This is a genomic window from Streptomyces sp. NPDC031497 (assembly GCF_055580905.1).
In genome coordinates, this window is sequence record NZ_JBVIKO010000001.1 from 624,629 (window position 1) to 647,981 (window position 23,353).

23 protein-coding genes are annotated in these 23,353 nt (G+C 72.0%); 8 read left to right on the forward strand and 15 right to left on the reverse strand.

The window, feature by feature from the left end; translation table 11 throughout:
* Positions 1-2: 2 nt before the first annotated feature.
* Entirely contained in the window at positions 3-674 is a 672-nt protein-coding gene (locus ACZ5K7_RS02710; protein ID WP_468909610.1) for an FMN-dependent NADH-azoreductase, read from the reverse strand.
* A 119-nt stretch (positions 675-793) separates the two neighbouring features.
* On the opposite strand from ACZ5K7_RS02710, the gene ACZ5K7_RS02715 reads away from it, so the two are divergent.
* Positions 794-1,735, forward strand: a complete 942-nt coding sequence (locus tag ACZ5K7_RS02715; RefSeq protein WP_393841923.1) for a LysR family transcriptional regulator — start codon at positions 794-796, stop codon at positions 1,733-1,735.
* On the opposite strand, the gene pheA is transcribed toward ACZ5K7_RS02715, so the two are convergent.
* From pheA to ACZ5K7_RS02740, 5 genes are all read right to left on the reverse strand, one after another.
* Entirely contained in the window at positions 1,708-2,559 is an 852-nt protein-coding gene (pheA, locus tag ACZ5K7_RS02720) for a prephenate dehydratase (protein ID WP_351713288.1), read from the reverse strand. The two genes, ACZ5K7_RS02715 and pheA, sit on opposite strands and share 28 nt — an antisense overlap.
* Positions 2,560-2,577: 18 nt before the next feature.
* Entirely contained in the window at positions 2,578-2,985 is a 408-nt protein-coding gene (locus ACZ5K7_RS02725; RefSeq protein ID WP_468909614.1) for a nuclear transport factor 2 family protein, read from the reverse strand.
* Positions 2,986-2,992: 7 nt separating this feature from the next.
* On the reverse strand, positions 2,993-3,916 hold the full coding sequence (locus ACZ5K7_RS02730; protein WP_351713292.1) for an NAD-dependent epimerase/dehydratase family protein: 924 nt from the start codon (positions 3,914-3,916) through the stop codon (positions 2,993-2,995).
* Between the two features lie 17 nt (positions 3,917-3,933).
* Positions 3,934-6,690, reverse strand: coding sequence for an alpha/beta fold hydrolase (locus tag ACZ5K7_RS02735; RefSeq protein WP_468909617.1), 2,757 nt, complete (start codon positions 6,688-6,690; stop codon positions 3,934-3,936).
* A 646-nt stretch (positions 6,691-7,336) separates the two neighbouring features.
* Positions 7,337-8,260: an LLM class F420-dependent oxidoreductase gene (locus ACZ5K7_RS02740; protein WP_468909620.1), complete on the reverse strand. Its 924-nt coding sequence runs from the start codon at positions 8,258-8,260 to the stop codon at positions 7,337-7,339.
* A 242-nt stretch (positions 8,261-8,502) separates the two neighbouring features.
* Here ACZ5K7_RS02740 and ACZ5K7_RS02745 point away from each other — a divergent pair, with 242 nt between their 5' ends.
* Positions 8,503-8,661 (forward strand): hypothetical protein, encoded by a 159-nt coding sequence (locus tag ACZ5K7_RS02745; RefSeq protein ID WP_468909622.1) that lies wholly within the window; start codon positions 8,503-8,505, stop codon positions 8,659-8,661.
* A 39-nt stretch (positions 8,662-8,700) separates the two neighbouring features.
* Here the strand turns inward: ACZ5K7_RS02745 and ACZ5K7_RS02750 are convergent, their stop codons facing one another.
* The 5 genes from ACZ5K7_RS02750 to ACZ5K7_RS02770 all read right to left on the reverse strand — a co-directional run bounded on the left by ACZ5K7_RS02750 (position 8,701) and on the right by ACZ5K7_RS02770 (position 11,978).
* A complete protein-coding gene (locus ACZ5K7_RS02750) occupies positions 8,701-9,159 on the reverse strand; it encodes a DUF6099 family protein (protein ID WP_351713299.1) in 459 nt (152 codons plus the stop codon).
* 185 nt (positions 9,160-9,344) lie between these two features.
* A complete protein-coding gene (locus ACZ5K7_RS02755) occupies positions 9,345-9,677 on the reverse strand; it encodes a nucleotide pyrophosphohydrolase (RefSeq protein ID WP_351713301.1) in 333 nt (110 codons plus the stop codon).
* The gene (locus ACZ5K7_RS02760; RefSeq protein WP_468909627.1) at positions 9,674-10,804 is read right to left on the reverse strand and encodes an AAA family ATPase; all 1,131 of its coding nucleotides are present in this window, start codon (positions 10,802-10,804) and stop codon (positions 9,674-9,676) included. The genes ACZ5K7_RS02755 and ACZ5K7_RS02760 overlap by 4 nt, the downstream gene beginning before the upstream one ends.
* Before the next feature lie 446 nt (positions 10,805-11,250).
* Complete coding sequence (locus tag ACZ5K7_RS02765) at positions 11,251-11,391, reverse strand: hypothetical protein (RefSeq protein ID WP_468909629.1); 141 nt, start codon at positions 11,389-11,391, stop codon at positions 11,251-11,253.
* A 197-nt stretch (positions 11,392-11,588) separates the two neighbouring features.
* Entirely contained in the window at positions 11,589-11,978 is a 390-nt protein-coding gene (locus ACZ5K7_RS02770; protein WP_351713306.1) for a cell division protein SepF, read from the reverse strand.
* Between the two features lie 237 nt (positions 11,979-12,215).
* Here ACZ5K7_RS02770 and ACZ5K7_RS02775 point away from each other — a divergent pair, with 237 nt between their 5' ends.
* A complete protein-coding gene (locus ACZ5K7_RS02775) occupies positions 12,216-13,985 on the forward strand; it encodes a hypothetical protein (RefSeq protein WP_468909633.1) in 1,770 nt (589 codons plus the stop codon).
* Between the two features lie 41 nt (positions 13,986-14,026).
* On the opposite strand, the gene ACZ5K7_RS02780 is transcribed toward ACZ5K7_RS02775, so the two are convergent.
* On the reverse strand, positions 14,027-14,542 hold the full coding sequence (locus ACZ5K7_RS02780) for a YceI family protein (protein ID WP_450972420.1): 516 nt from the start codon (positions 14,540-14,542) through the stop codon (positions 14,027-14,029).
* Positions 14,543-14,642: 100 nt separating this feature from the next.
* Between ACZ5K7_RS02780 and ACZ5K7_RS02785 the strand changes: the two genes are divergently transcribed.
* The 4 genes from ACZ5K7_RS02785 (at position 14,643) to meaB (ending at position 20,228) form a co-directional block, all read left to right on the forward strand.
* Entirely contained in the window at positions 14,643-15,140 is a 498-nt protein-coding gene (locus ACZ5K7_RS02785) for a MarR family winged helix-turn-helix transcriptional regulator (RefSeq protein ID WP_468909637.1), read from the forward strand.
* A gap of 113 nt (positions 15,141-15,253) precedes the next feature.
* Positions 15,254-17,059: a methylmalonyl-CoA mutase family protein gene (locus tag ACZ5K7_RS02790; protein ID WP_468909640.1), complete on the forward strand. Its 1,806-nt coding sequence runs from the start codon at positions 15,254-15,256 to the stop codon at positions 17,057-17,059.
* Positions 17,059-19,233: a methylmalonyl-CoA mutase gene (gene scpA, locus ACZ5K7_RS02795; protein ID WP_468909643.1), complete on the forward strand. Its 2,175-nt coding sequence runs from the start codon at positions 17,059-17,061 to the stop codon at positions 19,231-19,233. The genes ACZ5K7_RS02790 and scpA overlap by 1 nt, the downstream gene beginning before the upstream one ends.
* A complete protein-coding gene (meaB, locus tag ACZ5K7_RS02800) occupies positions 19,230-20,228 on the forward strand; it encodes a methylmalonyl Co-A mutase-associated GTPase MeaB (protein WP_468909646.1) in 999 nt (332 codons plus the stop codon). Before scpA ends, meaB begins: the two co-directional genes overlap by 4 nt.
* Here the strand turns inward: meaB and ACZ5K7_RS02805 are convergent.
* Together ACZ5K7_RS02805 and ACZ5K7_RS02810 are read right to left on the reverse strand one after the other, a co-directional pair.
* Positions 20,216-20,791 (reverse strand): sigma-70 family RNA polymerase sigma factor, encoded by a 576-nt coding sequence (locus ACZ5K7_RS02805; RefSeq protein WP_351713318.1) that lies wholly within the window; start codon positions 20,789-20,791, stop codon positions 20,216-20,218. The genes meaB and ACZ5K7_RS02805 overlap by 13 nt on opposite strands.
* A gap of 118 nt (positions 20,792-20,909) precedes the next feature.
* Positions 20,910-21,557 (reverse strand): hypothetical protein, encoded by a 648-nt coding sequence (locus ACZ5K7_RS02810; protein ID WP_468909649.1) that lies wholly within the window; start codon positions 21,555-21,557, stop codon positions 20,910-20,912.
* A gap of 175 nt (positions 21,558-21,732) precedes the next feature.
* On the opposite strand from ACZ5K7_RS02810, the gene ACZ5K7_RS02815 reads away from it, so the two are divergent.
* Positions 21,733-22,275, forward strand: a complete 543-nt coding sequence (locus ACZ5K7_RS02815) for a GNAT family N-acetyltransferase (protein WP_468909652.1) — start codon at positions 21,733-21,735, stop codon at positions 22,273-22,275.
* Between the two features lie 65 nt (positions 22,276-22,340).
* On the opposite strand, the gene ACZ5K7_RS02820 is transcribed toward ACZ5K7_RS02815, so the two are convergent.
* Positions 22,341-23,312 carry an alpha/beta hydrolase gene (locus ACZ5K7_RS02820; RefSeq protein ID WP_468909655.1) on the reverse strand — a complete coding sequence of 324 codons (972 nt, stop codon included), beginning with the start codon at positions 23,310-23,312 and terminating at the stop codon, positions 22,341-22,343.
* Positions 23,313-23,353 lie beyond the last annotated feature (41 nt).

Sequence of the window (23,353 nt, forward strand, 5' to 3'; positions counted from 1 at the left end):
ATTCAGGACGCGCCGTGGGTGCGCGCGCCGTCCATCGCCTTCTGGTACGACGCCGCGGCCAGCTCCTGGAACTGGGCGAGCCGGGGCACGTGCGCCGACTTGGTCAGCTCGGCGTGCAGGAAGGTGAGGTCGGACGCGAGGCCGACCATGCCGAGGGCGGCCTTCAGGTACGGCTCCTGGTGGTCGGAGTCCTGGCGGGGCGTGCCGGGGCCGTAGGCGCCGCCGCGCGCCGAGGCCACCACGACCTTCTTGCCGGACAGCGGGCCCTTGCCGGTGGCGGGGTCGGCGATCAGCGGCGCGATCAGTACCCGGTCGAACCACGCCTTGAAGGTCGACGGCACCGAGAAGTTGTACATCGGCACGCCGAGCAGGATGGTGTCGGCGGCGAGGAGCTCCTCGATCAGCGGCCAGGTGATCGCCCAACTCGCCTGTTCCTCGGGCGTGATGGCCGCCTCCCGGGCCGCGGCGAGGTCGCGCACACCCTCCTTCTCCAGGCGGTGCATCACCTCGATCTGCGCGTGGTCGACGTGCGGCACCGGGCCGGCGGCCAGGTCGCGGTAGATGTAGCTGCCCTCGGGGTTGGCCTTGCGCCAGGCTTCGGCGAACTCGCCCGAGATCTGGCGGGAAACCGAGCCCACGCGCGGGCTGGAGTCGAGGTGGAGCAGTGTGGCCATGGCGGAAAACCCCTGTCTGATCAGGTCGTTCATGTCGGTCCGTGATTCATTGAAAGGCCGGCCAGGGCCGCTGTCCCGTAATCTGGCGTGGCAGTTCGTAACCGGAAGCGTTAGCGAGGATGACGGTGCTGGACGTACGGAAACTGGTTCTGCTCCGTGAGGTCGGCGCCCGGGGCTCCATCGCCGCGGCCGCGCAGGCCCTCAACTACACGCGTTCCGCGGTCTCCCAGCAGCTGTCCGCGCTGGAGTCGGAGACCGGTACCGCGCTGCTGGACCGGGGCAGCAAGCGGGCCGAGCTCACCCCGGCCGGCCGGCTGCTGGTGGCGCACACGGACAGGATCGTGAGCCAGCTGGAGGCGGCCGAGGTCCAGTTGCTGGCCCGGGACGGGGAGATCGGCGGCGAGCTGCGGGTGGGCGTCCCGCTGCACGAGGGGCCCGCGCTGCTGGTGCCGGCGCTGAACCGGCTGCGCGAGGAGCATCCGCAGCTGCGCATCACGCTGCACGGGGTGGCCCCGGACGAGGGTCGGCAGACCGTGCGGCTCGGCCGCCTCGACGCCGTGCTGGCCGCCGGCTACCCGCAGGTGCCCGAGCCCCGGGTGCCCGGTCTGTACGAGGAGGAGGTGCTCAGCGACCGCATCCGGTTGATCGTCGCCCCCGGTCATCCGCTGGCCCAGGGTGAACTCCCCCGCCGCCTGGCGGAGTTCGCCGAGGTGCCCTGGCTGCTCGACCGGACCTCGCGGCTCGGCCGGCTCGCCCTGCACGCCTGCGCCGGGGCCGGCTTCGTGCCCGACATCGTCTCCGACATCGGGGACATGCAGGCCGTGTTCGGGCTGGTCTCGCTGGGCTGGGGCGTGGCGCTGGTGCCCGATCTGGTGCCGACCCGGCCGGGCCTTCCGGTCGCCCGGGTGACCCCGGACGGACCCGAACTGACCCGCCGCATCACCCTCGTGGTGCGCGAGGGCGCCGTGCGGAGCCCGCAGGTGGCGGCGCTGCTGCCGGCCGTGCGGGAGGCCGCCGCCGAGCTGACACGCCATCAGGACGCGGCCGGCCAGCGGGGGTAGCTGCCCAGGAAGCGCACCTCCACGTCCAGCGCCTCGACGTCCGCCATGGCCAGCCGGAGCCGTCTGCTGTCGATGTGCGCGTCGACGTCGAGGAACACGTGGTAGCGGCCGAGGCCCTCGCCGGTGGGCCAGGACTGGATCCAGGACAGGTCGACCGCGCGGGCCCGGAAGGCCTGCAGCACGTCGGGGAGCAGCATGGGGCCGCCCTCGCCCAGGGCCAGCAGCAGCGAGGTGCGTTCGCGCGCGGTGCGGGCCGGGTGGTGCCAGCGGGGTGCCACCGACACGAAGCGGGTGACCGCGCCCGCCTCCCGGCCGAGGCCGGCGGCGAGGATCCGTAACCCGTACAGCTCGGCGGCGGCCGGGGCCGCGACGGCCGCCCGGCCGGGGGTGCCGGTCCGGGCGACCTCCTGGGCGGCCGCCGCGGTGGACGTGGCCGTCCGGGTGCGGGCCTCGGGCAGGTGGGCGCGCAGCCAGTCCTCGCACTGGCCGAGCGCGTGCGGATGGCTGAGCACCTCGGTGACGTCCGCGGGGCCGGTGCCCTCGGGGGCCATCAGCGCGAACCGCACGGGTACCTCGACCTCGGCGTTGATGTGCATGTCCGCCGCGGCCAGCTGGTCCATGGTGGCGGGTACGACCCCGCGCACCGAGTTCTCCAGGGGCACCACGGCCGCCTCGACCTCCCCCCGCCGGGCCGCCTCCAGGGCGGCCGGGACGGTGGGGAACGGGCGGTGCGGGCCCCGCCGGCCCGGGGGGACCACCGACAGCAGCCGGCGTACGGCGGTCTGGGTGAAGGTCCCCTCGGGGCCGAGATAGGCGTAGGTCATCGCGGACCGCCGGCTCTCTCAGCTCTCGATGACGCGGTGGAAGGCGACCGTGTCGAAGATGTCCGCCATCCGCACCGCACGCCCGTCGCGCAGCACCCAGGAGTGCGTGAACGGCAGCGTCTCGGTGTGGCCGGACAAGGAGACGACGTCCCGGTGGCCGAAGACGACCACCCGGTTCCCCTCGCGGACGAACTCCTCGGGGTGCAGCCGCATCCCGCCCAGCACGGTCGGCACATGCGCCAGGAACTCCTTGACGCCGGCGTGCCCGTGCTTGGTGCCGCCGAGACCGTACTTCGCCATGCCGTCGGGGTGCACCCACTCGATGTCCGGGTCGAAGGCGTCGAGCAGCGCGCCCACGTCCCCGGCGGCGAAGGCCGCGTAGGCGGCGTGGATCGGGGCCAGTGGATCGGTGGTGTTCTCGGTCATGTCCGTCTCAGTCCTTGAGGTACTCGGGATACAGCGCGGCCACGGTCCGTCGGATGCCCTCGCGCCAGGGCACCCGGCACGGGCCGGTGATCGAGCGGCGCAGGGTCGGGTCGAACTGGTAGGTCTCCCGGGTGACCTCGCTCGGCACCAGGTTCGCCTCTACCCCGGTCAGCTCCTCCAGGTACCGGACGCAGTCGGTGATGCCCACCGACTCGTCACCGCCCCAGTTGGTCAGGGTCACCGGCACGCTGGCCGCGTTCCACAGGTGCGGGACCTGCTCGACGAGGTCGTCGGTGTACAGCAGGGAGCACCAGTTCTGGCCCTCGACGGGGACCGGGATGGGCTCGCCGGCGAGCATCCGCTTGAAGTAGAGCATCGGGACACCGCCGTAACCGCCGGGCCCGTAGGCGATGTTGAGGCGGGCGACGACGGTGGGCAGACCGAGGGTGCGGGCGAAGGCGCGGACCGTGCCCTCGGCGGCGATCTTGACCACGGGGTAGGCGGGCAGCCAGTCGGCCCTGCCGTCCAGCGGGTCGGTCTCGGTGTACTTGTGGTCGAGGGTCTGGCGGGCGTAGAGGGCGCCCGTCGACACGTACAGGAACGCCTCGGCGGTACGGCAGTGGGTCATCAGGCGTCCCGCGGCGACCGAGTTGACCTCGACGGCCGCGTTGAAGTCACCGTCCTCGCCGCGCCGCACCGCCGAGTGGAAGACATGGGTGAAGTCCTCCGGCAGGCCCTTGAGCGAACCGTCGCCGGTGTCGTCCATGTCCCAGCGGAACGTGCGGATGCCGTGCCGGGTGAGGTCGTCCTCGGCACCGGGGGTGCCGAAGCGGCCGAGCGCCCACACCTCGTTGTCCTGGGCCAGGGCCTTGGCCACCGGCCCGGCGACCTGCCCGGTGGCGCCGGTGACCAGGATCTTCTTGCCGTTCACTGATTCTCTCCCTGTGATCAGGCGTCGCCGAGCGCGCGGTCGAGTTCCTTGCGGAGGATGGACTGGAAGGTGGCCACGTGCTGCGGGCCCATCAGGGTGTAGTGCTCGCCGGGTACGTCGATGTAACGGTTCTCCTCGGTGGTGTGCTCGTCCCAGCGGCGCAGCTCGTTGGCGAGCCAGTCCTCCTTGGTGCCGCGCAGCGGGATGGCGTAGAAGACGCTCATCGAGCGGACCTTGCCGCCAGGGGCGTAGCTGCGGCCCAGGTTGGTGAGGCCGTCGGCGAGTTCCGCCCAGGCCTTGAACTTCTCGAAGGTCAGGTCGAGTTCGGCGAGCCGGCCCTCGGGCGCATGGTCGATGAAGTACGCCAGCTGCTCGTCCCTCTCCACATCACGTAGCTGCGACGGGAGTTCGAGGGACTGCTTCTTGTCGATCAGCTCCAGGAAGAAGGCCAGGTTGGCGGCGGTCTCCACGAAGTCCAGTTCTTCCATGCGGTACTTGATGTGCGGGGGCAGGTTGAAGCTGCCGACGAAGTCCACGCGTTCGCCCTGGTCCTGGAGCACCTTGGCGATCTCGAAGGCGACGGCACCGCCGTAGGAGTAACCGGCCACGGCGTACGGACCGTGTGGCTGCCGTTCGCGGATGGCCCGTACGTACGTGTCGACCATCTCGGCGAAGCTCTCGAAGGGGGTCTCGCCGGGGTTGAAGCCTCGGGCGCGCAGGGCGTAGAAGGGCCGGTCGCCGACGAAGTACTTGGCGAGGTTGACGAAGACGAGGACCTCGCCGACGCCGGGGTGCACGCAGAACAGCGGGGTCTTGTCGCCGCCGGTCTGCATGGGGACGATCGGGTCGTACTCCTGCTCGCCGCTCGCGGCGCCGTCGAGGTGGGCGGCGAGGGCACGGACGGTCGGGGCCCGCAGCACGGTGATGATCTGGAGGTCAGCGGCGCCGAGGCGCTGGGCGACCAGGGAGCGCAGCCGCAGGATGTCCAGCGAGGTGCCGCCGAGGTCGAAGAAGTTGGCGGTGGCGCTCAGCTTCCGCGGGTCGGTGTCGAACATCTCGGCGTAGATGCCGGCGAGGACCGTCTCGGTGTCGCCCTCGGGCGCGTTGTAGCCGCCGAGCCGGCGCAGCACCAGGTCGTCGACGGCGGCCCGGACCTCGTCGTAGGCGCCCGCCTCCAGGCGCCTGCGCATGAGCGAGCGCTGGATCTTGCCGAGGCTGGTCTTGGGGAAGGCGTCCGCGGGCAGCGGCAGGATGAGGGCGGGCCGGAAGCCCCAGTGCATCACCACGCTGCTGCGGACGGCGGTCAGCACCCGGTACAGGGCGAGTTCGTCGCCGTCGGCGCACTCCGGGTGGAAGGCGATGACCAGCTGCTCGGTGTCGCTGCCGGGGGCTCGGGTCGGGAAGGCGGCGACATAGGAGCGGGCCACGTCGTCAAGGCCTTCGAGCACCGACTCGATGTCGTGGCTGAAGTAGTTGACGCCGTTGACGATGATGCTGTCCTTGCTGCGTCCGACGAGGGTGAGCCGGCCCTCGTCGAGGCGGCCCAGGTCACCGCTGCGGAACCAGCCGTCGGGGGTGAAGGCGTCCCGGGTGGCCTGCTCGTTGTTGTGGTAACCGGCCGTGATCATCGGGCCGTTGAGCTGGAGCTCCCCCACCTCCCCCTCGGCCAGCTCGCGATGGTCCTCCTCGTCGGCGATCCGGATGCGCAGCCCTTCCACGGGCCGTCCCAGGTTGGCGAACTCCTGGCCCTGGTCGGCGGCCGGGAACTCGACGGAGTAGATGCTGCCGGCGCAGGTCTCGGACATGCCGAAGGCGGGCCAGAGGGCGTCGGGGCGCAGGCCGTAGGGGGCGAAGCGGCTGAGGAAGGTCTCGCCGGTGGTGCGGACGACGGCCTCGCCGCCGCTGATGATGTGCCGCAGCCGGGACAGGTCGAGGTCCCGGCCGTCCTCCTCGTCGAGCCGGTCGGCCTGCGGATTGATCAGCCCCAGCAGGAAGTTGGGGGTGAAGGTCATGGTGACGCCGAAGCCCGATATGAGCCGCAGGAAGTTGAGCGGCTCCTGGAGGACGACGGGTGCCTCGACGTGCAGCTGGGTGCTGCCCGTGGACAGCGGCAGCATGTGGCACTCCAGCAGGGCGGCGACGTGGTCGAAGGAGACCCAGTTGAGGGTGGTGTCCGCGGCCGTCAGCCGGTGGTAGCCGTTCTTGCCGGCCATGGAGGCGAGCAGATTGCCGTGCGAGAGCATCACCGCCTTGGAGTTGCCGGTGGAGCCGGAGGTCAGCACCAGGACGGCGGTGTCCTTCGGATCGGCCTCGTGGAAGGCGTCGGCGGGCTCGGCGTACAGCTCCTCCAGTGCGACGACCGACAGGCCCTCGGTGCGCGGGAGTTCGGCGGCGAGGGTCTCGCTGGTGACGACCAGCGGGTGGTCGAGGAGGGTGTCGACGTGGGCGAGCTGGGCGGCCCAGCGCTCCGGGTCGCCGCCGAGCGCGGCCATCGGGCAGGGCACGAAACCGCCCAGCTGGCAGGCCCAGAACGCGGCGAGGAACTCCTTCGGCCGCTCCAGGAGCAGTACGGCCTTGTCCCCGGCGGTGAGCCCGCGGCCACGCAGGCCGCCGAGCACGGAGCGGGCCGCGTCGAGGAGTTCGGGATAGGTCTGGAAGGACGCGTCGGGGTCGGTCGCGGTCCGGGGGTAGCGCAGCCCGGATGTGGCGTGGTTCCGGGCGGCGTCGCGCAGCAGGTCCACGATGGTCCGTGTGGACGATACGGCTGTGGTCATGGCGATGCCTTCTCTTCCTGTCGCGTCGATGGCCGGTGTGTGGTGGCCGTGGACGGGTGGCGGCCAGGGCGGGTGGCGGCCACGGGTAGTGGCCGGGCGTGCCGTGGCGGTTCGGCGGATCGAATGGCGTACGGCGTGCCGGGCAGGGCCGTACGGCACACCGTTCAACTGAGGAAACCGGGCAGGTCAGCCGGGGAAACCGGGCAGGGAAAAACTCCGGGAAACCACACCGGAAGCGCGCCCAGGCTCAGAGACTTCTGCAGGGCAGCACGGCGGAACCTCGGAAACAGAAATCGAGCGTTCCGGAACACCGACAGAGCAAGTACCTGTACATCGTCCCCCACCGACCAGGCCACTACCGAGAGCCACGGCACCGGAGCTCTGAATACCCGCCGAGAATAGAAACCGGCACACCGGGTTGTCAAAGGCCCCAGGAAACGAGAATGTAAAAACCGGTTGGTGTAGGAAAGTACGGTACCGGCGACTCACTCCCGCAATTCCACCGCTTACTCCTCGGCATTACGGCCCGGAAGGCCCGGAATTGGGCGGGTGCAATTTTTTCTTACGGCCGGTGTCAGAAATATCGACGGCTCGGAAAGCAACCGCCCCCGGCCCGGCAGGGGTCGGGGGCGGGAGGCCATGAGGGTTACGACAGCTGCGACTGGACCTGGGCGGAGATCAGCTCCAGGTGGTCCAGGTCGGACAGGTCGAGGATCTGGAGGTAGAAGCGCTGCGAGCCGATCTCCGCGTAGCGGCCGATCTTGTCGACGACCTCGGCCGGGGTGCCGGCCAGACCGTTGGTCTTCAGCTCGTCGACCTCGCGGCCGATCGCGGCGGCGCGGCGGGCGATCTCCTGGTCGTCCTTGCCGACGCAGACCACGAGGGCGTTGGAGTACGTCAGGTCGTCGCCCTTGCGGCCGGCCGCCTCGACCGCGGCACGCACCCGGCCGAACTGGGCCGCGCTGTCCTCGACCGAGGCGAACGGCATGTTGAACTCGTCGGCGTACCGGGCGGTCAGCTTCGGGGTGCGGGTGGCGCCGTGGCCGCCGATCAGCACCGGGATCCGCGCCTGGGCGGGCTTGGGCAGCGCGGGCGAGTCGGTGAGGTCGTAGTAGGTGCCGTGGAAGTCGAAGGTGTCACCGAGCTTGGTCTCCCACAGCCCGGTGACGATCGCCAACTGCTCCTCCAGGCGGCCGAACTTCTCCTTCGGGAAGGGGATGCCGTACGCCTTGTGCTCCTCCTCGAACCAGCCCGCGCCGAGGCCGAGTTCGACCCGGCCGCCGGACATCTGGTCGACCTGCGCGACCTGGATGGCGAGCACGCCGGGCAACCGGAAGGTGCCGGCGGTCATGAGGGTGCCGAGGCGGATCCGCTTGGTCTCGCGGGCGAGGCCGGCCAGGGTGATCCAGGCGTCGGTGGGACCGGGCAGGCCGTCGACGTCGCCCATCTTCAGGTAGTGGTCGGAGCGGAAGAAGGCGTCGAAGCCGAGGTCCTCGGTGGCCTTGGCGACGGTGAGGAGGGTGTCGTAGCTGGCGCCCTGCTGGGGCTCGGTGAAGATGCGAAGGTCCATGCGTCCATCCTGCACGGCCGTGGTCCCGTCAACCGCATAGGCACCGGCCGTCGCGCGCGTCCCCGCCAAGGTGAATATCGTCAACGGCGGGGGCGCGGGGCGCGGCGGGCCAGTGACCGGCCTCTGCGGTGATCGTTGGCTGGGGGGAGCCGGGCCGTCCGGCACCCGCGCCGGACGGTCCTCGCCGTCGCGCGTCGTCGTGTGGCCCGCCTGCGGTGGGCCGGGGGGCCGAGGAGGCCGTCTTGTCCGAAGAGTCCGTTCCACAGCAGGGTGGCCCCACCGGCCGGCCGAAGGGGCTGCTCCAGCAGATGGAGGAGCTCATGGCGGCGTTGAACGCGGATCTGTCCGCGTTGGACGAGGATCTGCAGCGGGCCCCGAAGGCAGAGGCCGACCTGGGCTAGCGGGCCCCGAAGGACGAGGCCGACCTGGGCTAGGGTCTCCTAGCCGTCGCGGACTTCCTCTCGTGCTGCCAGTTTGCGCAGCATCTCCAGGACGCGGTCGCGGGATTCGTCGGCCGCGTCGATGGCCTCCATGCACTGCCAGTACGTCGCCTCGTCGGCCGCGGCGCTGGCCATGCCGACCAGCGTGATGCCGACCTCGGCAAGGAGGCCGCCGAGGCAGAGAAGCGTCGCACGGGCGTCGTCGAGTTCGGTGAGCTGGGCGGCACGCAGGGTGCCGGGGTCCAGGTCAGGGGCGCCCAGGATCCCGCAGCCCCGGCCCGCCAGCTCGGTCAGGCCGAGGGCCTCGCCGCGCAGCTCGGGCGGTCCTGACACCGCCAGCCGGCTGCCGATCGCCTGGGCCAGGGCCTGGGCCTGCCACACCTCGGTCATCATCTCCGGTACGCCCGCACCGCTCGCCAGCGCCCGTCTGCTCGCCATGATGAGCCGCATCGCGTCCATCCGTCGCCCCGTCCCCGTCGGTCCGAACTGCCTTGCAGCATTCAGTAGTTCACTACCCAGAGTGAGGGCAAGTGAGACGTGGAGCCAGAGGAAGAGGGAAATCTGTGGACAACAATTCGGATTCGGGCGGGATTTTGGCTACCCAGCGTTATATCGGAGTACCGAAGCCGCTCCATGACCTCGCGTCAGGCCGGCGGGAACCGCTTCTCGTTGCGTTCGATCTTCGCGTCCAGCGCGGCCAGCGGGTCGATGTCCAGGACCTCGCAGAGCTGGAGCAGATAGGACAGGACGTCGGCGACCTCGTCCGTGACCTGGTGGGCGGTGTCGGGGTCGTCCATCACGCGGGCGGACTCCTCCGGGGTCAACCACTGGAAGATCTCGACCAGTTCGGAGGCCTCCACGCTGAGGGCGGCCACCAGGTTCTTGGGCGTGTGGTACTGCCGCCAGTCACGGGCGGCGGCGAACTCGGCCAGCCGGTGCTGGAGCTTGGCCACATCGAGGGGTTCTTCGTCGGTCACGCGTCCAGGTGTACCACTGTGATCGCCCCGGCTTCGGCGGCACAGGCCGCGTCGCTCACCGCGCCGACGAAGCGGATGTGGCCGCGCTCGCCCATCATGACGGCGGTGCGCAGGAGTTCGGCGCGCTGGCGGGGGTCGAGGCAGCGGTCGAAGCCGTCGGCGAGGACGGTGAGGCCGCGCATGGCGTCGGGGACCTCACCCGGCGCGTCGACCTCCAGGACGCCGGGGCCGGTGAAGAGGACCAGGGCGAGGGCGAGGTAGCGCAGCTCGCCGTCGCCGAGCCGCGCCAGCTCCGAGCGGTGGCCGGCGCCGCGGTCGAGCAGCGCCCGTACCGTGCCGTCGCCGAGCGGCTCGGCGAGCAGGTCGGTCACGGGGCCGGCGCAGCCGGTGCGTACCGCGTCGACGAGCAGTCCGTGCCGGCGGCCGCATTCGGAACGGGTGCGCCACAGAACGTCGGCGAGGTTGTCGCAACCGCGCAGCAGCCGCCCCGAGCCGGTGAGGACGGGGGTGCGCATGTCCTCGGGGCGCGGGTCGCAGGCGAACACGGACCGCAGGGCGACGACCATCTGCTCGGCGGCGGCGAGGACCTGGCGCTGACCGTCGGTCTTCCCGGCGACACGCAGCGGCAGCAGGGCGGTACCGAGCCGGTCGTCGGGCAGCGGGGCCCGGGTCACCGGGGAACTGCCCGCCGTGTGCCAGGCGGCCTGTACGGCGCGGCGCCCCGGGTCGCGCAGGGCGGTCTCCAGCAGCACGAGGCCGCCGGCGGTCAACCGCTCGCCCACGATGCGGAGTTCGGGCTCGGCCTGCACGGCGACATCGAGCCGCACGGGGCCCTCGACGCCGTCGGCCGTACACCCGATGCGAAACCCCCGCCGCCGCTGCGCGTCGGGCCGCGCCCGCTCCGGCACCAGCGCGACGGGATCGGGAAACACCTCCGCGAGCGAGGCCCCGCCGCCCAGCCGCGCCAGCGCCTCGTAGGCCGCGAGCACAGCGGACTTCCCACTGCCACTGGGCCCGGCGAGAAGAGTGACCCGCCCCAGCGGAAAACTCGCCCCACGATGGCGCGCGAAGGCAGAGAGCCGAAGCTCGGTGACCCGGGGACGAGGGTCGCGCCGGGGGGTGGCCACGGGGGCCGTGGGGGCGGGAGGGGCGGAGGGGGCGCCGGCCGGGCGGGCGGCCGATGTCGCGGCGGTCGGACCGGCGGTCCCCGCGGCCGGTGGTGTCGCGCGGTGGGCCGACCGTGCGCGAGGGACGGTCTCCCCCGGTGCGGCGGGCGTCGGGGGGCGTGGCCCGCCGGGACGTTCGGACGGAGGGCCGCCGGGACGTTCGGACAGAGGCCCGCCGGGACGTTCGGACGGAGGGCCGTCGGGGGGCGTCGGGGCGCTCGGTGGTGCCGGTGACAGCGCGGCTTCACGGGACGTCGGTGTATCGCCTGGGGCGGGACCGGCGGACGGAGCGGGGCGGGACGCGGACGAGGCGGAGGACACGGCCATATGCGGACCGTAGGGCTCCGGGTGACCGGTGAACCGTTCCGCCGTCGGGACCTTCCTACGATCGGGGGACGAGGACGCACCTACCCCATGACCGACGCGCCGACCACCGAGCCGTAGATCACGACCGCGCCTTCCGCCCAGCAGGCCGCGTCGACCGCCATCCCCTCCGCCAAGGAGACCCAGCCGACCGCCATCCCCTCCGCCAAGGAGACCCGGCCCACCGCCCCCCTCCGCCAAGGAGACCCGGCCCACCGCCCCCCCCCTCCGCCAGGAAGGCCGCGCCGACCACCGCACCCCTCCACCGAAAAGACCGCGGCAACCGCCACCCCTCCGCCGAAGAAACCCGGTGGCCGTACCGTCCCTCCGTCGAGAAGGCGGGGGCGTGCGTGTGGCGTCTCGGTCGGCGGTCGGGGGGCTTTCAGCCGCCCGAGACTCCCGCGCCCTCCATCAGCCCGCTGACCTCCGTGCCGGGCGGGGTGAGGAGGAAGACGTTGCGGTCCACCCGGTGCATCCCACTGGCCAGGCCGAAGACCACGCCCGTGCTGAAGTCGAGGACGCGCTTGGCGGTCTCCGTCTCCGCGCCGGTCAGGTCGAGCAGTACCGGTATCCCCGCCATCAGCGTCTCGGCCACCTCACGCGCGTCGGCGAAGACGTTCACCCGCAGCACGACGAAACGGCGCCGTGTCTCGGTCTCCGCGTCCGGGAGCGACCGGTGGCCCACCGCCGACGGCCACGCGTCACGGCCCCGCAGCGGCACGACCTGGGCGAGCCCCTCCCACTGTTCATCGGTGACGTCGTAACGGCTCACCGGCTCCCCCTGACCTGACTCGCACTCGATGCCTGCACCAGCCAATTCTTACGCCAAGTCACCCGTTCGGCCCAACAGCGACACGAAGCGCGAAAGACTGTGGGCGCTCATGTCCGGAACAGCGTTCTTGTCACTATTAGGGCGATTGCCGCGCATTGGGGGCTTCTTACCGCCCTCACACCGGACTCTTCTCCTCCTGCGACGCCCCGCTCACCGCCCGGGATTACGGTCCAGGGCGTGCACTTGGCAGAAACACAGCAGGTGGCACCCGACCGGCGGACACAGTCGGCGGTGTCCGCCGCCCCGGGGGATCCCCGAGATCCCGGAGGTACCGGAGTCCCCGCCCCCTGGCATCGCGTCCTGACCCTCCTCGCCGACATCGGTCTGTTCATCGGCACCCGGTCGGTGTGGACGCAGGCGGCCACGCACCACCTGGTCCTGGCGGCCCTGATCTCCGTCTGCTACGCCTCGATCCTGGTGACCGGCGTACTGACGCTGACGGTCCGCAGGACCCGGTCGCTGGCCCGCCTGGACCTGCTGGTCCTGGTCACGGCGGTGACCCTCGCCCTGTGTGCCTGGGCCCTGAACCACAACGGCGGCGACGAGGGTGTCCTCACCACCCAGGCCGCCAGGGAACTCGTCGCCGGCCACGCCGTCTACGGGCAGCCCTGGCCCTGGCTGTTCCACGGCACCGGCATCGCCGTCACGCCGACGATAGGCGGCGGCTACGACTACACGTACGGCTATCCCCCGCTGGCCCCGCTGCTCACCGTCCCGCTGCTGTGGCTGGGCCACTCCGGCGCCCCGGCGACCGCGGTGTGCACGGGTGCGCTGATCGCCGGCACGGTCACCCTGTGGCGGATGCTCCCGGCGCCGTGGCGGTCCGCGGCGACGCTGGCCTGCCTGGGGTTCGGCTTCCTGTCGACGTACGCCCGGGTCGGCTATCCGGCGATCATCGGGCTGGCCCTGCTGATCCCGGTGGTGGTGCGCTGGCCGCGGATCGGCGCGGGCGGCCGGCTGGGCACGGCCGGGATCGCCCGGGCCGCGTGCCTGGGTGCCGCGTGCGCGGCGCAGCAACTGCCGTGGTTCGTCACGCCGTTCCTGCTGGCCGGGATCTACGCGGTGCGGCGCGGGGAGCTGGGCGGCCGGGCCGCCGCCCTGCTGGTCCTGCGGATCGTCGGCGTCGCCGTGACGGTCTGGCTGCTGATCAACACGTACTTCATCGTGTCCGAGCCCGGCCGCTGGCTGGGCGGGATCGCGCTGCCGCTGACCCAGGGCGCCGTGGTGCACGGCCAGGGCCTGGTGGACGTCACGCTGTACTTCACGAACGGCAGTGACCGCATCGCCTGGTACTCGCATGCCAGCATGCTGCTCGCGGCGGCCCTGCTCGCCCTGTTCGTGCTGTTCGTACGGCGGCTCGGCCCGGTCGCGACCGTGCTGCCCTGGCTCGCCTTCTTCCTGGCGACCCGCTCCCAGGACGGCTACTACCTGCTGATGACCCCGCTGTGGCTGGCGGCCGCGGTCACCGCGCCCCTGTCGGAGTTCGACCGTGCCTGGCAGCCGCGCCCGGCCTTCCTGACCGGGCCCCGCCGCCGGCCCCTGCTGGTCGCGACGGTCGTCCTGCTGTTCGTCCCGGCGCTGGCGAGCGCGGCCCTCGCGGTGTCCGGCAGGCCGCCGCTGCGGATGGAGGTCACCGCCCTGCGCCGGGCCGAGCGGTCTGCCGCGGTGGTCCGGGCGATGACGCTGAAGGTGGTGAACACCGGGAGCGCCCCGCTCACCCCGCACTACACGCTCACCACCGGCCAGGGCATGAGCAGGTACTGGCTGCTGGTGCGGGGTCCGGCGACGATTCCCGGGCACGGCACGGCGAGTGTCGAACTCCGGCCGCCGAACGGCCGGTTCGGCATCCCCGCCAAGCCGAGCACCCGGATCCGGCTGCGCGCCTTCACGGCGGATCCGCAGACGTTGTCCAGCCAGGACGTCAAGCTGCGCAGGACGGTCGGCTAGCAGCCGCTCACGCGCGCCCCCGCGGGACGCGGAAGGACCGGTCAGGCCGCCGCGCGCGTGAAGCGGAGGGTGGCGGTCACCGTGGTGGGGCCGCCCATCATGCGCATCTGGTTGAAGGTGACCCCGAACTCCTCGCGCACCACCGTGAACTCCGCCTCCAGCGTCAGTCCGTCGGCGTCGGCCGAGACCAGCTTCGCGGTGACCTTCTGCGGCCTGCTGATGCCACGGACGGTCAGCTGACCGTCGACGTCCACCACGTCACCCGCCTGCCGCTCGGCGCCACGCACCGCGAAGGTTATCTCCGGGTGGTTGGCGGCATCGAAGAAGTCGGCCGAGCGCAGGTGGTCGTCCCGCTTCTTGTTCTTGGTGTCCAGGGAAGCCGCGTCGATCGCCAGCGTGCCGGTGGCGGTGCCGTCGGCGGCCACCTCGCCCCGGCCGGTGACGCCCGTGAAGGTGCCCTTGACGGTGACCAGGCCCCACACCGACTTGTGCCGGACGGCGACGGCGGAGGCGGTCGGGTCGAGCTGCCAGAGGCCGGTTTCCACGGTGACGGTCATGGCCGTGCTCCGATCGATTGATGGTTCAAATTTGGATGACTGCGGTACGGCTGCACGCTAGCCCAATATCCAAATTTGGACAACAGGTAGACTCGATGCCATGGCCGCCGCCCAGGAACACCCCGCAGAGCTGCCCGAATGCCCGTCCCACGCGGGCGGCGGGCTACTCCCGGACGAACTGCGCGCCTGGATGCTGCTGCTGGCCGCGACAGGGGCGGTGGAGCAGCGGCTGCGGTCGGTCGTGAAGGGGGCGCTGGACGTCTCGCACGACGAGTTCCTGATCCTGTGCCTGCTGGCCGAGCAGCCGCGCGAGGGCCTGCGGATGACCCGGATCGCCGCACTGCTGGGCCGCCCCAAGACCCGCCTCACCTACCAGATCGCCTGCCTCCAGCACGCCGGCCTGGTCACCCGCAAGGCCGTCTGCGACGACAAGCGGGGCATCGAGGTCGCCCTCACCGACAAGGCCCGGGGCCTCCTCAAGGACGCCTCCGCCACCCTCGCCGAGACGGTCGGGCAGGCCTTCGCCCACGTCATCGGACCGGAGCAGCGCGAGGCCCTGTGCGCGCTGATGCCGGAACTCGCGGACGACGCGCTCTGACGGCATGCATCCGGTCGCTCCACCCGCGGGAGGCTCAGGTCACAACCATGGAGAGGGCAAGGTCACAGCCCCGTCACCCGTGCACTTCTGACGCTCTGCCCTAGCATCCGAGCATGACGGTCCTGCCTGACGACGGGCTCTCACTGGCCGCCGAGTTCCCTGACGCGACACACGAGCAGTGGCAACACCTCGTGGCGGGTGTACTGCGCAAGTCGGGCAGGGAAGTCTCGGGCGAGGCCGCTGAGGACGCTCTGTCCACGACGCTGGAGGACGGGCTGCGCACCCGTCCCCTCTACACCGCGCGCGACACCGCGCCCGACCCCGGCCTGCCCGGCTTCGCGCCGTATGTGCGCGGCGGCCGGCCCGAGGGCGGTACCGGGGGCGGCTGGGACATAAGGCAGCGGCACGCGGCCGCCCCCGACGGCGCGGTCCTGACCGACCTGGAGAACGGCGTCAGCTCACTCTGGCTGCTGGTCGGCCAGGGCGGTATCCCGGTGTCCGGCCTCGCCCGCGCCCTCGACGGCGTCTACCTCGACCTGGCCCCGGTCGTCCTCGACGCCGGCCGCGAGGTGGAGGAGGCGGCCGCTGAGCTGTTCCGGCTGTACGAGGAGAAGGGCGTCGACCCCAAGGCCGTACGCGGCAACCTGGGCGCCGACCCGCTCGGGTTCGAGGCGCGTACGGGCGAGTCCCAAGACTTCGCGCCGGTCGCCGGGCTGGCGCGGCGGTGCGCCGAGGAGTTCCCGGGGCTGCGCGCGCTGACCGTGGACGCGCTGCCGTACCACGAGGCGGGCGGCTCGGCCGGGCAGGAGCTGGGCGCCTCGCTGGCCACCGGGGTGGCCTACCTCCGGGAGCTGACCGAGGCCGGCCTCGGCATCGAACAGGCCCTCGGACAGCTGGAGTTCCGGTACGCGGCGACCGCCGACCAGTTCCTGACGATCGCCAAGCTGCGCGCCGCGCGCCGGCTGTGGGCGCGGGTCGCCGAGGTCAGCGGGGCGGCCGGCGCGGGCGCCCAGGTGCAGCACGCGGTCACCTCGCCCGTGATGATGAGCCGCCGCGACCCGTGGGTGAACATGCTGCGCACCACGGTGGCCACGCTCGCCGCCGGGGTGGGCGGCGCCGACGCGGTCACCGTGCTGCCGTTCGACCACGCACTCGGCCTGCCGGACGCGTTCGCCCGCCGCATCGCCCGCAACACCTCGACGATCCTGGTCGAGGAGTCGCACCTGGCCCGGGTCATCGACCCGGCGGGCGGCTCCTGGTACGTGGAGCGGCTCACCGACGAACTCGCCCACGCGGGCTGGGAGTTCTTCCGGTCGATCGAACGGGACGGCGGCCAGGCGGCCGTGCTGCGCTCCGGCCGGCTGCGCACGGACCTCGCGACGACCTGGGCGGAGCGCTCCAAGAAGCTCGCCAGGCGCCGCGAACCCATCACCGGCGTCTCCGAGTTCCCGCTCCTGGCCGAGAAGCCGCCGGTGCGCGAACCCGCCCCCGAGCCGCCGTCCGGCGGGCTCCCCCGGGTCCGCCGTGACGAGGCCTACGAGGAGCTGCGCGCCCGCTCGGACGCGCACCTCGCGGCGACCGGCGCCCGCCCCCGGATCTACCTGGCGACGATCGGCCCGGCCGCCGCCCACACCGCCCGCGCCGGTTTCGCCGCCAACCTCTTCCAGGCCGGCGGCATCGAAACCGTCACCGAGGGCAGCTTCGAGGAGAGCGGCGCCACCGAGGCGGTGCTCTGCTCCAGCGACGCGCTCTACGCCGAACAGGCCTCGGGAACCGCCGAGTCGCTGAAGGCGGCCGGTGCCCGGCACGTGTTCCTCGCGGGCCGGGGCGAGTTCGCCGGTGTCGACGCGTACGTCTTCGCGGGCTGCGACGCCGTGGCCGTGCTGTCCGAGACCCTTGACCGCATGGGAGTGTCCTGATGGGAATCCCCGACTTCTCCGGCATCGAGCTGGGGACCCCCGTCGCCGAGGGCGGTGACGCTCAGTGGCGTACGGCCGTCAAGCACGCCACCGGCGGCGAGGCCCCCGTGTGGGAGACCCCGGAGGGCATCGGGGTCAAGCCGCTCTACACCGGCCGTGACCTGGAGGGCCTGGACTTCCTGGGGACGTACCCGGGTATCGCGCCGTATCTGCGCGGCCCCTACCCGACGATGTACGTCAACCAGCCCTGGACCATCCGCCAGTACGCGGGCTTCTCCACCGCCGAGGAGTCCAACGCCTTCTACCGGCGCAACCTCGCGGCCGGCCAGAAGGGCCTGTCCGTCGCCTTCGACCTGCCCACGCACCGGGGGTACGACAGCGACCACCCCCGGGTGACCGGTGACGTCGGCATGGCGGGCGTGGCCATCGACTCGATCTACGACATGCGCCAGCTCTTCGACGGCATCCCGCTGGACAAGATGACCGTGTCGATGACGATGAACGGCGCCGTGCTGCCGGTGCTCGCGCTCTACATCGTGGCCGCGGAGGAACAGGGCGTACCGCCCGAGAAGCTGGCCGGGACCATCCAGAACGACATCCTCAAGGAGTTCATGGTCCGCAACACCTACATCTATCCGCCGAAGCCGTCGATGCGGATCATCTCCGACATCTTCGCCTTCACCTCGCAGCGGATGCCCCGCTACAACTCGATCTCCATCTCCGGCTACCACATCCAGGAGGCCGGTGCCACGGCCGACCTGGAGCTGGCGTACACCCTCGCGGACGGGGTCGAGTACATCCGGGCGGGACGCGAAGCCGGCCTGGACGTGGACGCGTTCGCGCCCCGGCTCTCCTTCTTCTGGGCGATCGGCATGAACTTCTTCATGGAGATCGCCAAGATGCGGGCGGCCCGGTTGCTGTGGGCCAAGCTGGTCTCGCAGTTCGAGCCGAAGAACACCAAGTCCCTCTCCCTGCGCACCCATTCGCAGACCTCGGGCTGGTCGCTGACCGCGCAGGACGTCTTCAACAACGTCACCCGTACGGCCGTGGAGGCGATGGCGGCGACCCAGGGCCACACCCAGTCGCTGCACACCAACGCCCTGGACGAGGCCCTCGCCCTGCCCACCGACTTCTCGGCGCGGATCGCCCGCAACACCCAGCTGCTGATCCAGCAGGAGTCGGGGACGACGCGGGTCATCGACCCGTGGGGCGGCAGCGCCTACGTGGAGCGGCTGACCTACGACCTCGCGCGCAAGGCCTGGGCGCACATCCAGGAGGTCGAGCAGGCCGGCGGCATGGCGCAGGCCATCGATGCCGGTATCCCGAAGCTGCGCGTGGAGGAGGCGGCCGCGCGGACGCAGGCGCGGATCGACTCCGGGCGGCAGCCGGTGATCGGCGTCAACAAGTACCGGGTGGACAGCGACGAGCAGATCGAGGTCCTCAAGGTCGACAACTCGTCGGTGCGCGCCCAGCAGATCGAGAAGCTGCGGCGGCTGCGGGCGGAGCGCGACGACGTGGAGTGCCGGGCCGCGCTCGACGCGCTGACCCGGGCGGCCGACGGCGAGGGCAACCTGCTGGAGCTGGCGGTGAACGCGGCCCGCGCCAAGGCGACCGTCGGCGAGATCTCCGACGCCCTGGAGAAGGTGTACGGCCGGCACGCCAGCCAGATCCGTACGATCTCCGGTGTGTACCGCAACGAAGCCGGCGAGTCCCCGAACGTGGACCGCACCCGGGCCCTGGTCGACGCCTTCGACGAGGCCGAGGGGCGCCGCCCGCGCATCCTGGTCGCCAAGATGGGCCAGGACGGCCACGACCGCGGCCAGAAGGTGATCGCCACCGCCTTCGCCGACCTCGGCTTCGACGTCGACGTCGGCCCGCTGTTCCAGACCCCGGAGGAGGTCGCCCGCCAGGCGGTGGAGGCGGACGTCCACGTGGTCGGCGTGTCCTCGCTGGCGGCCGGCCACCTCACCCTCGTACCGGCGCTGCGCGAGAAGCTCGCCGAGGAGGGCCGGGCGGACATCATGATCGTGGTCGGCGGGGTGATCCCGCCGCAGGACGTGCCGACCCTGCTGGAGATGGGCGCCACGGCCGTGTTCCCGCCCGGGACGGTGATCCCGGACGCGGCCTACGACCTGGTGAAGCGGCTGTCGGCGGAACTCGGGCACGACCTGTGATCGATGTCGACGCCTACGTGAAGGGTGTGCTCGACCAGAAGCGCGCGGTCATCGCCCGCGCGATCACCCTCGTCGAGTCCACCCGGCCGCAGCACCGGGTGCTGGCGCAGGAGTTGCTCACCGAGCTGCTCCCGCACAGCGGCCGGGCGCGGCGGATCGGCATCAGCGGGGTGCCGGGCGTGGGCAAGTCGACGTTCATCGACGCGTTCGGGACCATACTGACCGGGCTCGGCCACCGGGTCGCCGTGCTCGCCGTGGACCCGTCGTCCACCCGGACCGGAGGCTCGATCCTCGGCGACAAGACACGGATGGAGCGGCTGTCGGTCGATCCGGACGCCTTCGTCCGCCCCTCCCCCAGCGCGGGCACCCTCGGCGGGGTCGCGAAGGCGACCCGCGAGTCGATGGTGGTCATGGAGGCCGCCGGGTACGACGTGATCCTGGTGGAGACCGTCGGCGTCGGGCAGTCCGAGACCGCGGTCGCCGACATGGTCGACTCCTTCCTGCTGCTCAGCCTGGCCCGCACCGGCGATCAGCTCCAGGGCATCAAGAAGGGCGTCCTGGAGCTGGCCGACGTCATCGCCGTCAACAAGGCGGACGGCCCGCACGAGCGCGACGCACGGTCCGCGGCACGGGAGCTGGCGGGCGCGCTGCGGCTGATGCACGGCAGGGACGCGTTCTGGACCCCGCCGGTGCTGAGTTGCAGCGCCCGGGAGGCGACTGGCCTGGAACTGGTCTGGGAGCGGCTCGAGCAGCACCGGGCGCTGCTCGACTCCACCGGGCGGCTCGCCGAGAAGCGCCGCGAGCAGCAGGTCGGCTGGACCTGGTCGATGGTGCGGGACGAGCTGCTCGGCCGGCTGTCCGCCCATCCGGCGGTGCGGGCGGCCGCCCCCGACCTCGAACGGCAGGTCAGGGACGGCACGTTGACGGCGACGCTGGCCGCCGAGCGGATCCTCAAGGCGTTCGGGGAATCCCCCGACGCGCCTCAGACCAGCTGATCCTGGAGCGCCTCGCGAGCCCGGGCCACCCGGGACCGGACCGTGCCCACGGGGCAGTCGCTGACCTCGGCGGCCTCCGCGTACGGCAGCCCGACGAGCTGGGTGAGGACGAACGCCTCCCGCCGCTCGTCGGGCAGCGCCGCCAGCAGATCGAGCAGCGCGACCCCGTCGTCGAAGCCGGGCAGCCCGGACGGCTGGGCCCGCTCGACGGCGAGCTGCCAGTCGGGGACGTCCGCGGGGCGCGGCCGGGCGGCGGCGTAGCGGTGACTGTCCACGACCGCCCGGCGGGCGATCGACAGCAGCCAGGAACGGGCCGAACAGCGGCCCTCGAAGCGGTGCAGACTGCCCAGCGCGCGCAGGAACGTGTCCTGGGCGAGGTCGTCGACCGCCTGCGGGTCGGCGCACAGATGGGCGACGTACCGCAGCACGTCGCGGTGGAGGGCCCGGACGAACGCGTCCACGGCGACCGTGTCTCCGGAGCGGGCCGCGAGCGCCCAGGCCGTGATCGACTCGTCGCGTTTCTCATGCGGCGCGGGGCGTGCGGGCAGGACGGAAGTGATCACTCGGTGTCCTTGTGAGAAAGGTGAGGGGGGAGACGGCCGGCCCTGCGTGCGTGCGCGGGCGTACGGCCGCCGTGTTCGTCCGGGGCACGCGCGGGCGGCCCCGGAACACCGGCTGTCGTCAGGCGACAGCTGTCCCCACGGGCGGACCCCGGGAAGTGATCGCGTGAACGAGGAGCAGCAGCCGCGGCGCCCGGTCCGAGCGGCGGCACAGCGGGCGGGGGCGCGGCCGCTCGGGTGCGGCGGGCAGGGCGAGCAGCAGGCGCAGCGGTGTGGTGAGGCGGCCGGCGACGGCCCGCAGGATGCGGAAGGCGGCGCGTTCGCCGTGGCCGAGCCAGAGTCCGCACAGCAGCGCGGCGAGGAGGTGGGCGGCGAGCATGCCGGTGGAGGCGGTGCCGCCGGTGCCGAAACCCAGGTACGCGACGGGGGCCAGGTGGCCGGGACCCATGTGCATGCCGGCCATGTCGCCGGTCATGTCCATATGCGTGGCGGCCATGGGGACCCGCTGGGACGTGAACGCCTGGGCCGTGGAGAAGCCGCTGTGCAGGGCCGTCTGGACGCCGACCGCGGCGGACACGACCAGCGGCAGGCCGCGTTCACGTGTGGCCAGGGACCAGCCCAGGGCGCCGGTGGCCAGGAGGCCGGCCGCCAGTGCCCAGCCGGGCACCGGGCCGCCGGACATCATGACGTGGCCCAGGGCGGCGAGCAGCACGCAGACGGCCGCGAACACCGCGGCCCGTACCGTGCGCGCACACCACCCTGCCGTCATGGCGCATCATCCTGGCAGCCGGCGCCGGTCCAGCAGGGAGGCGCACGGCGATCCACAGGTGGCGTGTCCAACTCACAGGTGGGGCGGGCCTGCTCACAGCCGGCGCGTGCCGCCCACGGGGCCCTGCCCTCATATTGGCTTGCCGCCGGTCGGTCCGCTCGGATAGGAAACTCGCATGCTTAAGGGCAGCAAGGTCGGGCTCAGGGCCCGGCACGAGGAGGACATCCCGGTCCTGCAGGCCGAGCTCCACGACGACGTGGTCAACCACGCGCGGGCCCAGAGCCGGCCGTGGCGCCCGATCACGCCCGGCTCGAAGGCCGCGCCGTTCGTGGTGGACGACGAGGAGCAAGGGCACGTCCCGTTCTCCGTGGTGGAGCTGGACGGCGGCACGCTGGTCGGCAGCGCGGTGCTGTGGGGCATCGACACCCACAACCGGTCCGCGCACGTCGGGCTGGGGCTGCTGGCCTCCGCCCGCGGCAAGGGCTACGGCACCGACGTGGTCGCCGTGCTGTGCCACTACGGCTTCGTCGTGCGCGGCCTGCACCGGCTGCAGATCGAGACACTGGCGGACAACACCGCGATGCTGCGCTCCGCCGAACGCAACGGCTTCGTCCGCGAGGGCGCACTGCGCTCCGCGGCCTGGGTGATGGGCGAGTTCCTGGACGAGGTACTCCTGGGCCTCCTCGCCGAGGACTGGAAACCGGCCGCGGGGAGCTAGCCCGCCACCAGGCCCCGACGGGCGCGGCCGACCGCTCGCCGGTGTTCACACCGGCCCCCCGCGGATCAGCCGGTGTGGAGGGCGGTGTGCAGGGTGCGTACGGCCATCGAGATGGCGGCCTCGGCGGCGTGCGTGCCGCGCAGGGCGTTGAGCATCACGAAGTCGTGGATGATGCCCTGGAAGCGGACGGCGGTGACGGGTACGCCGGCCTCGCGCAGCTTGTTGGCGTACGCCTCGCCCTCGTCGCGCAGGACGTCGGCCTCGGCGACGATGACCAGCGCCGGGGGCAGGCCGGTGAGCTGCTCGGTGGTGGCGCGCAGCGGGGACGCGGTGATCTGGGCGCGCTCGGCCTCGTCGGTCGTGTACTGGTCCCAGAACCAGAACATGCCGTCGCGACGCAGGAAGTAGCCCTCGGCGAACTGGTGGTAGGACGCCGTGTCGAAGCTCGCGTCGGTGACCGGGTAGAACAGCACCTGCTGGAGCAGCGGGAGGCCGCCGCGCTCCTTGGCCATCAGGGTCAGCGCGGCCGTCATGTTGCCGCCGACCGAGTCACCGGCCACCGCGATCCGGGTGGCGTCCAGGTCCTTGGTCGCGCCCTGCTCCACGACCCACTTCGCGACGGTCCAGTTCTGCTCGATGGCGACCGGGTAGCGCACCTCGGGCGCGAGGTCGTACTCGGGGAAGACCACGGCGGCGTTCGCGCCGACGGCCAGCTCGCGGACCAGGCGGTCGTGGGTGTGGGCGTTGCCGAAGACCCAGCCGGCACCGTGGATGTAGATGATCACCGGCAGGGTGCCGGTGGCACCGGCGGGCTTCACGATGCGGGCCCGGACCGTGCCGGTGGGGCCGCCCGAGACGGTGATCCACTCCTCGTCGACGGCCGGCTTGGCGATGTCGCCGGACTGCACCTCGTCGACGGCCTTGCGGCCTTCCGCCGGGGCGAGGTCGAAGAGGTAGGGCGGGTTGGCGGTGGCCTCGACGAAGGCCTGGGCGGCGGGTTCGAGCACCGGCTTGACGGGCGTGAAGGCTTCGGACATGCGAGTCTCCTGGGATTGCGTGGGGCGCACCGGTCGTTCCG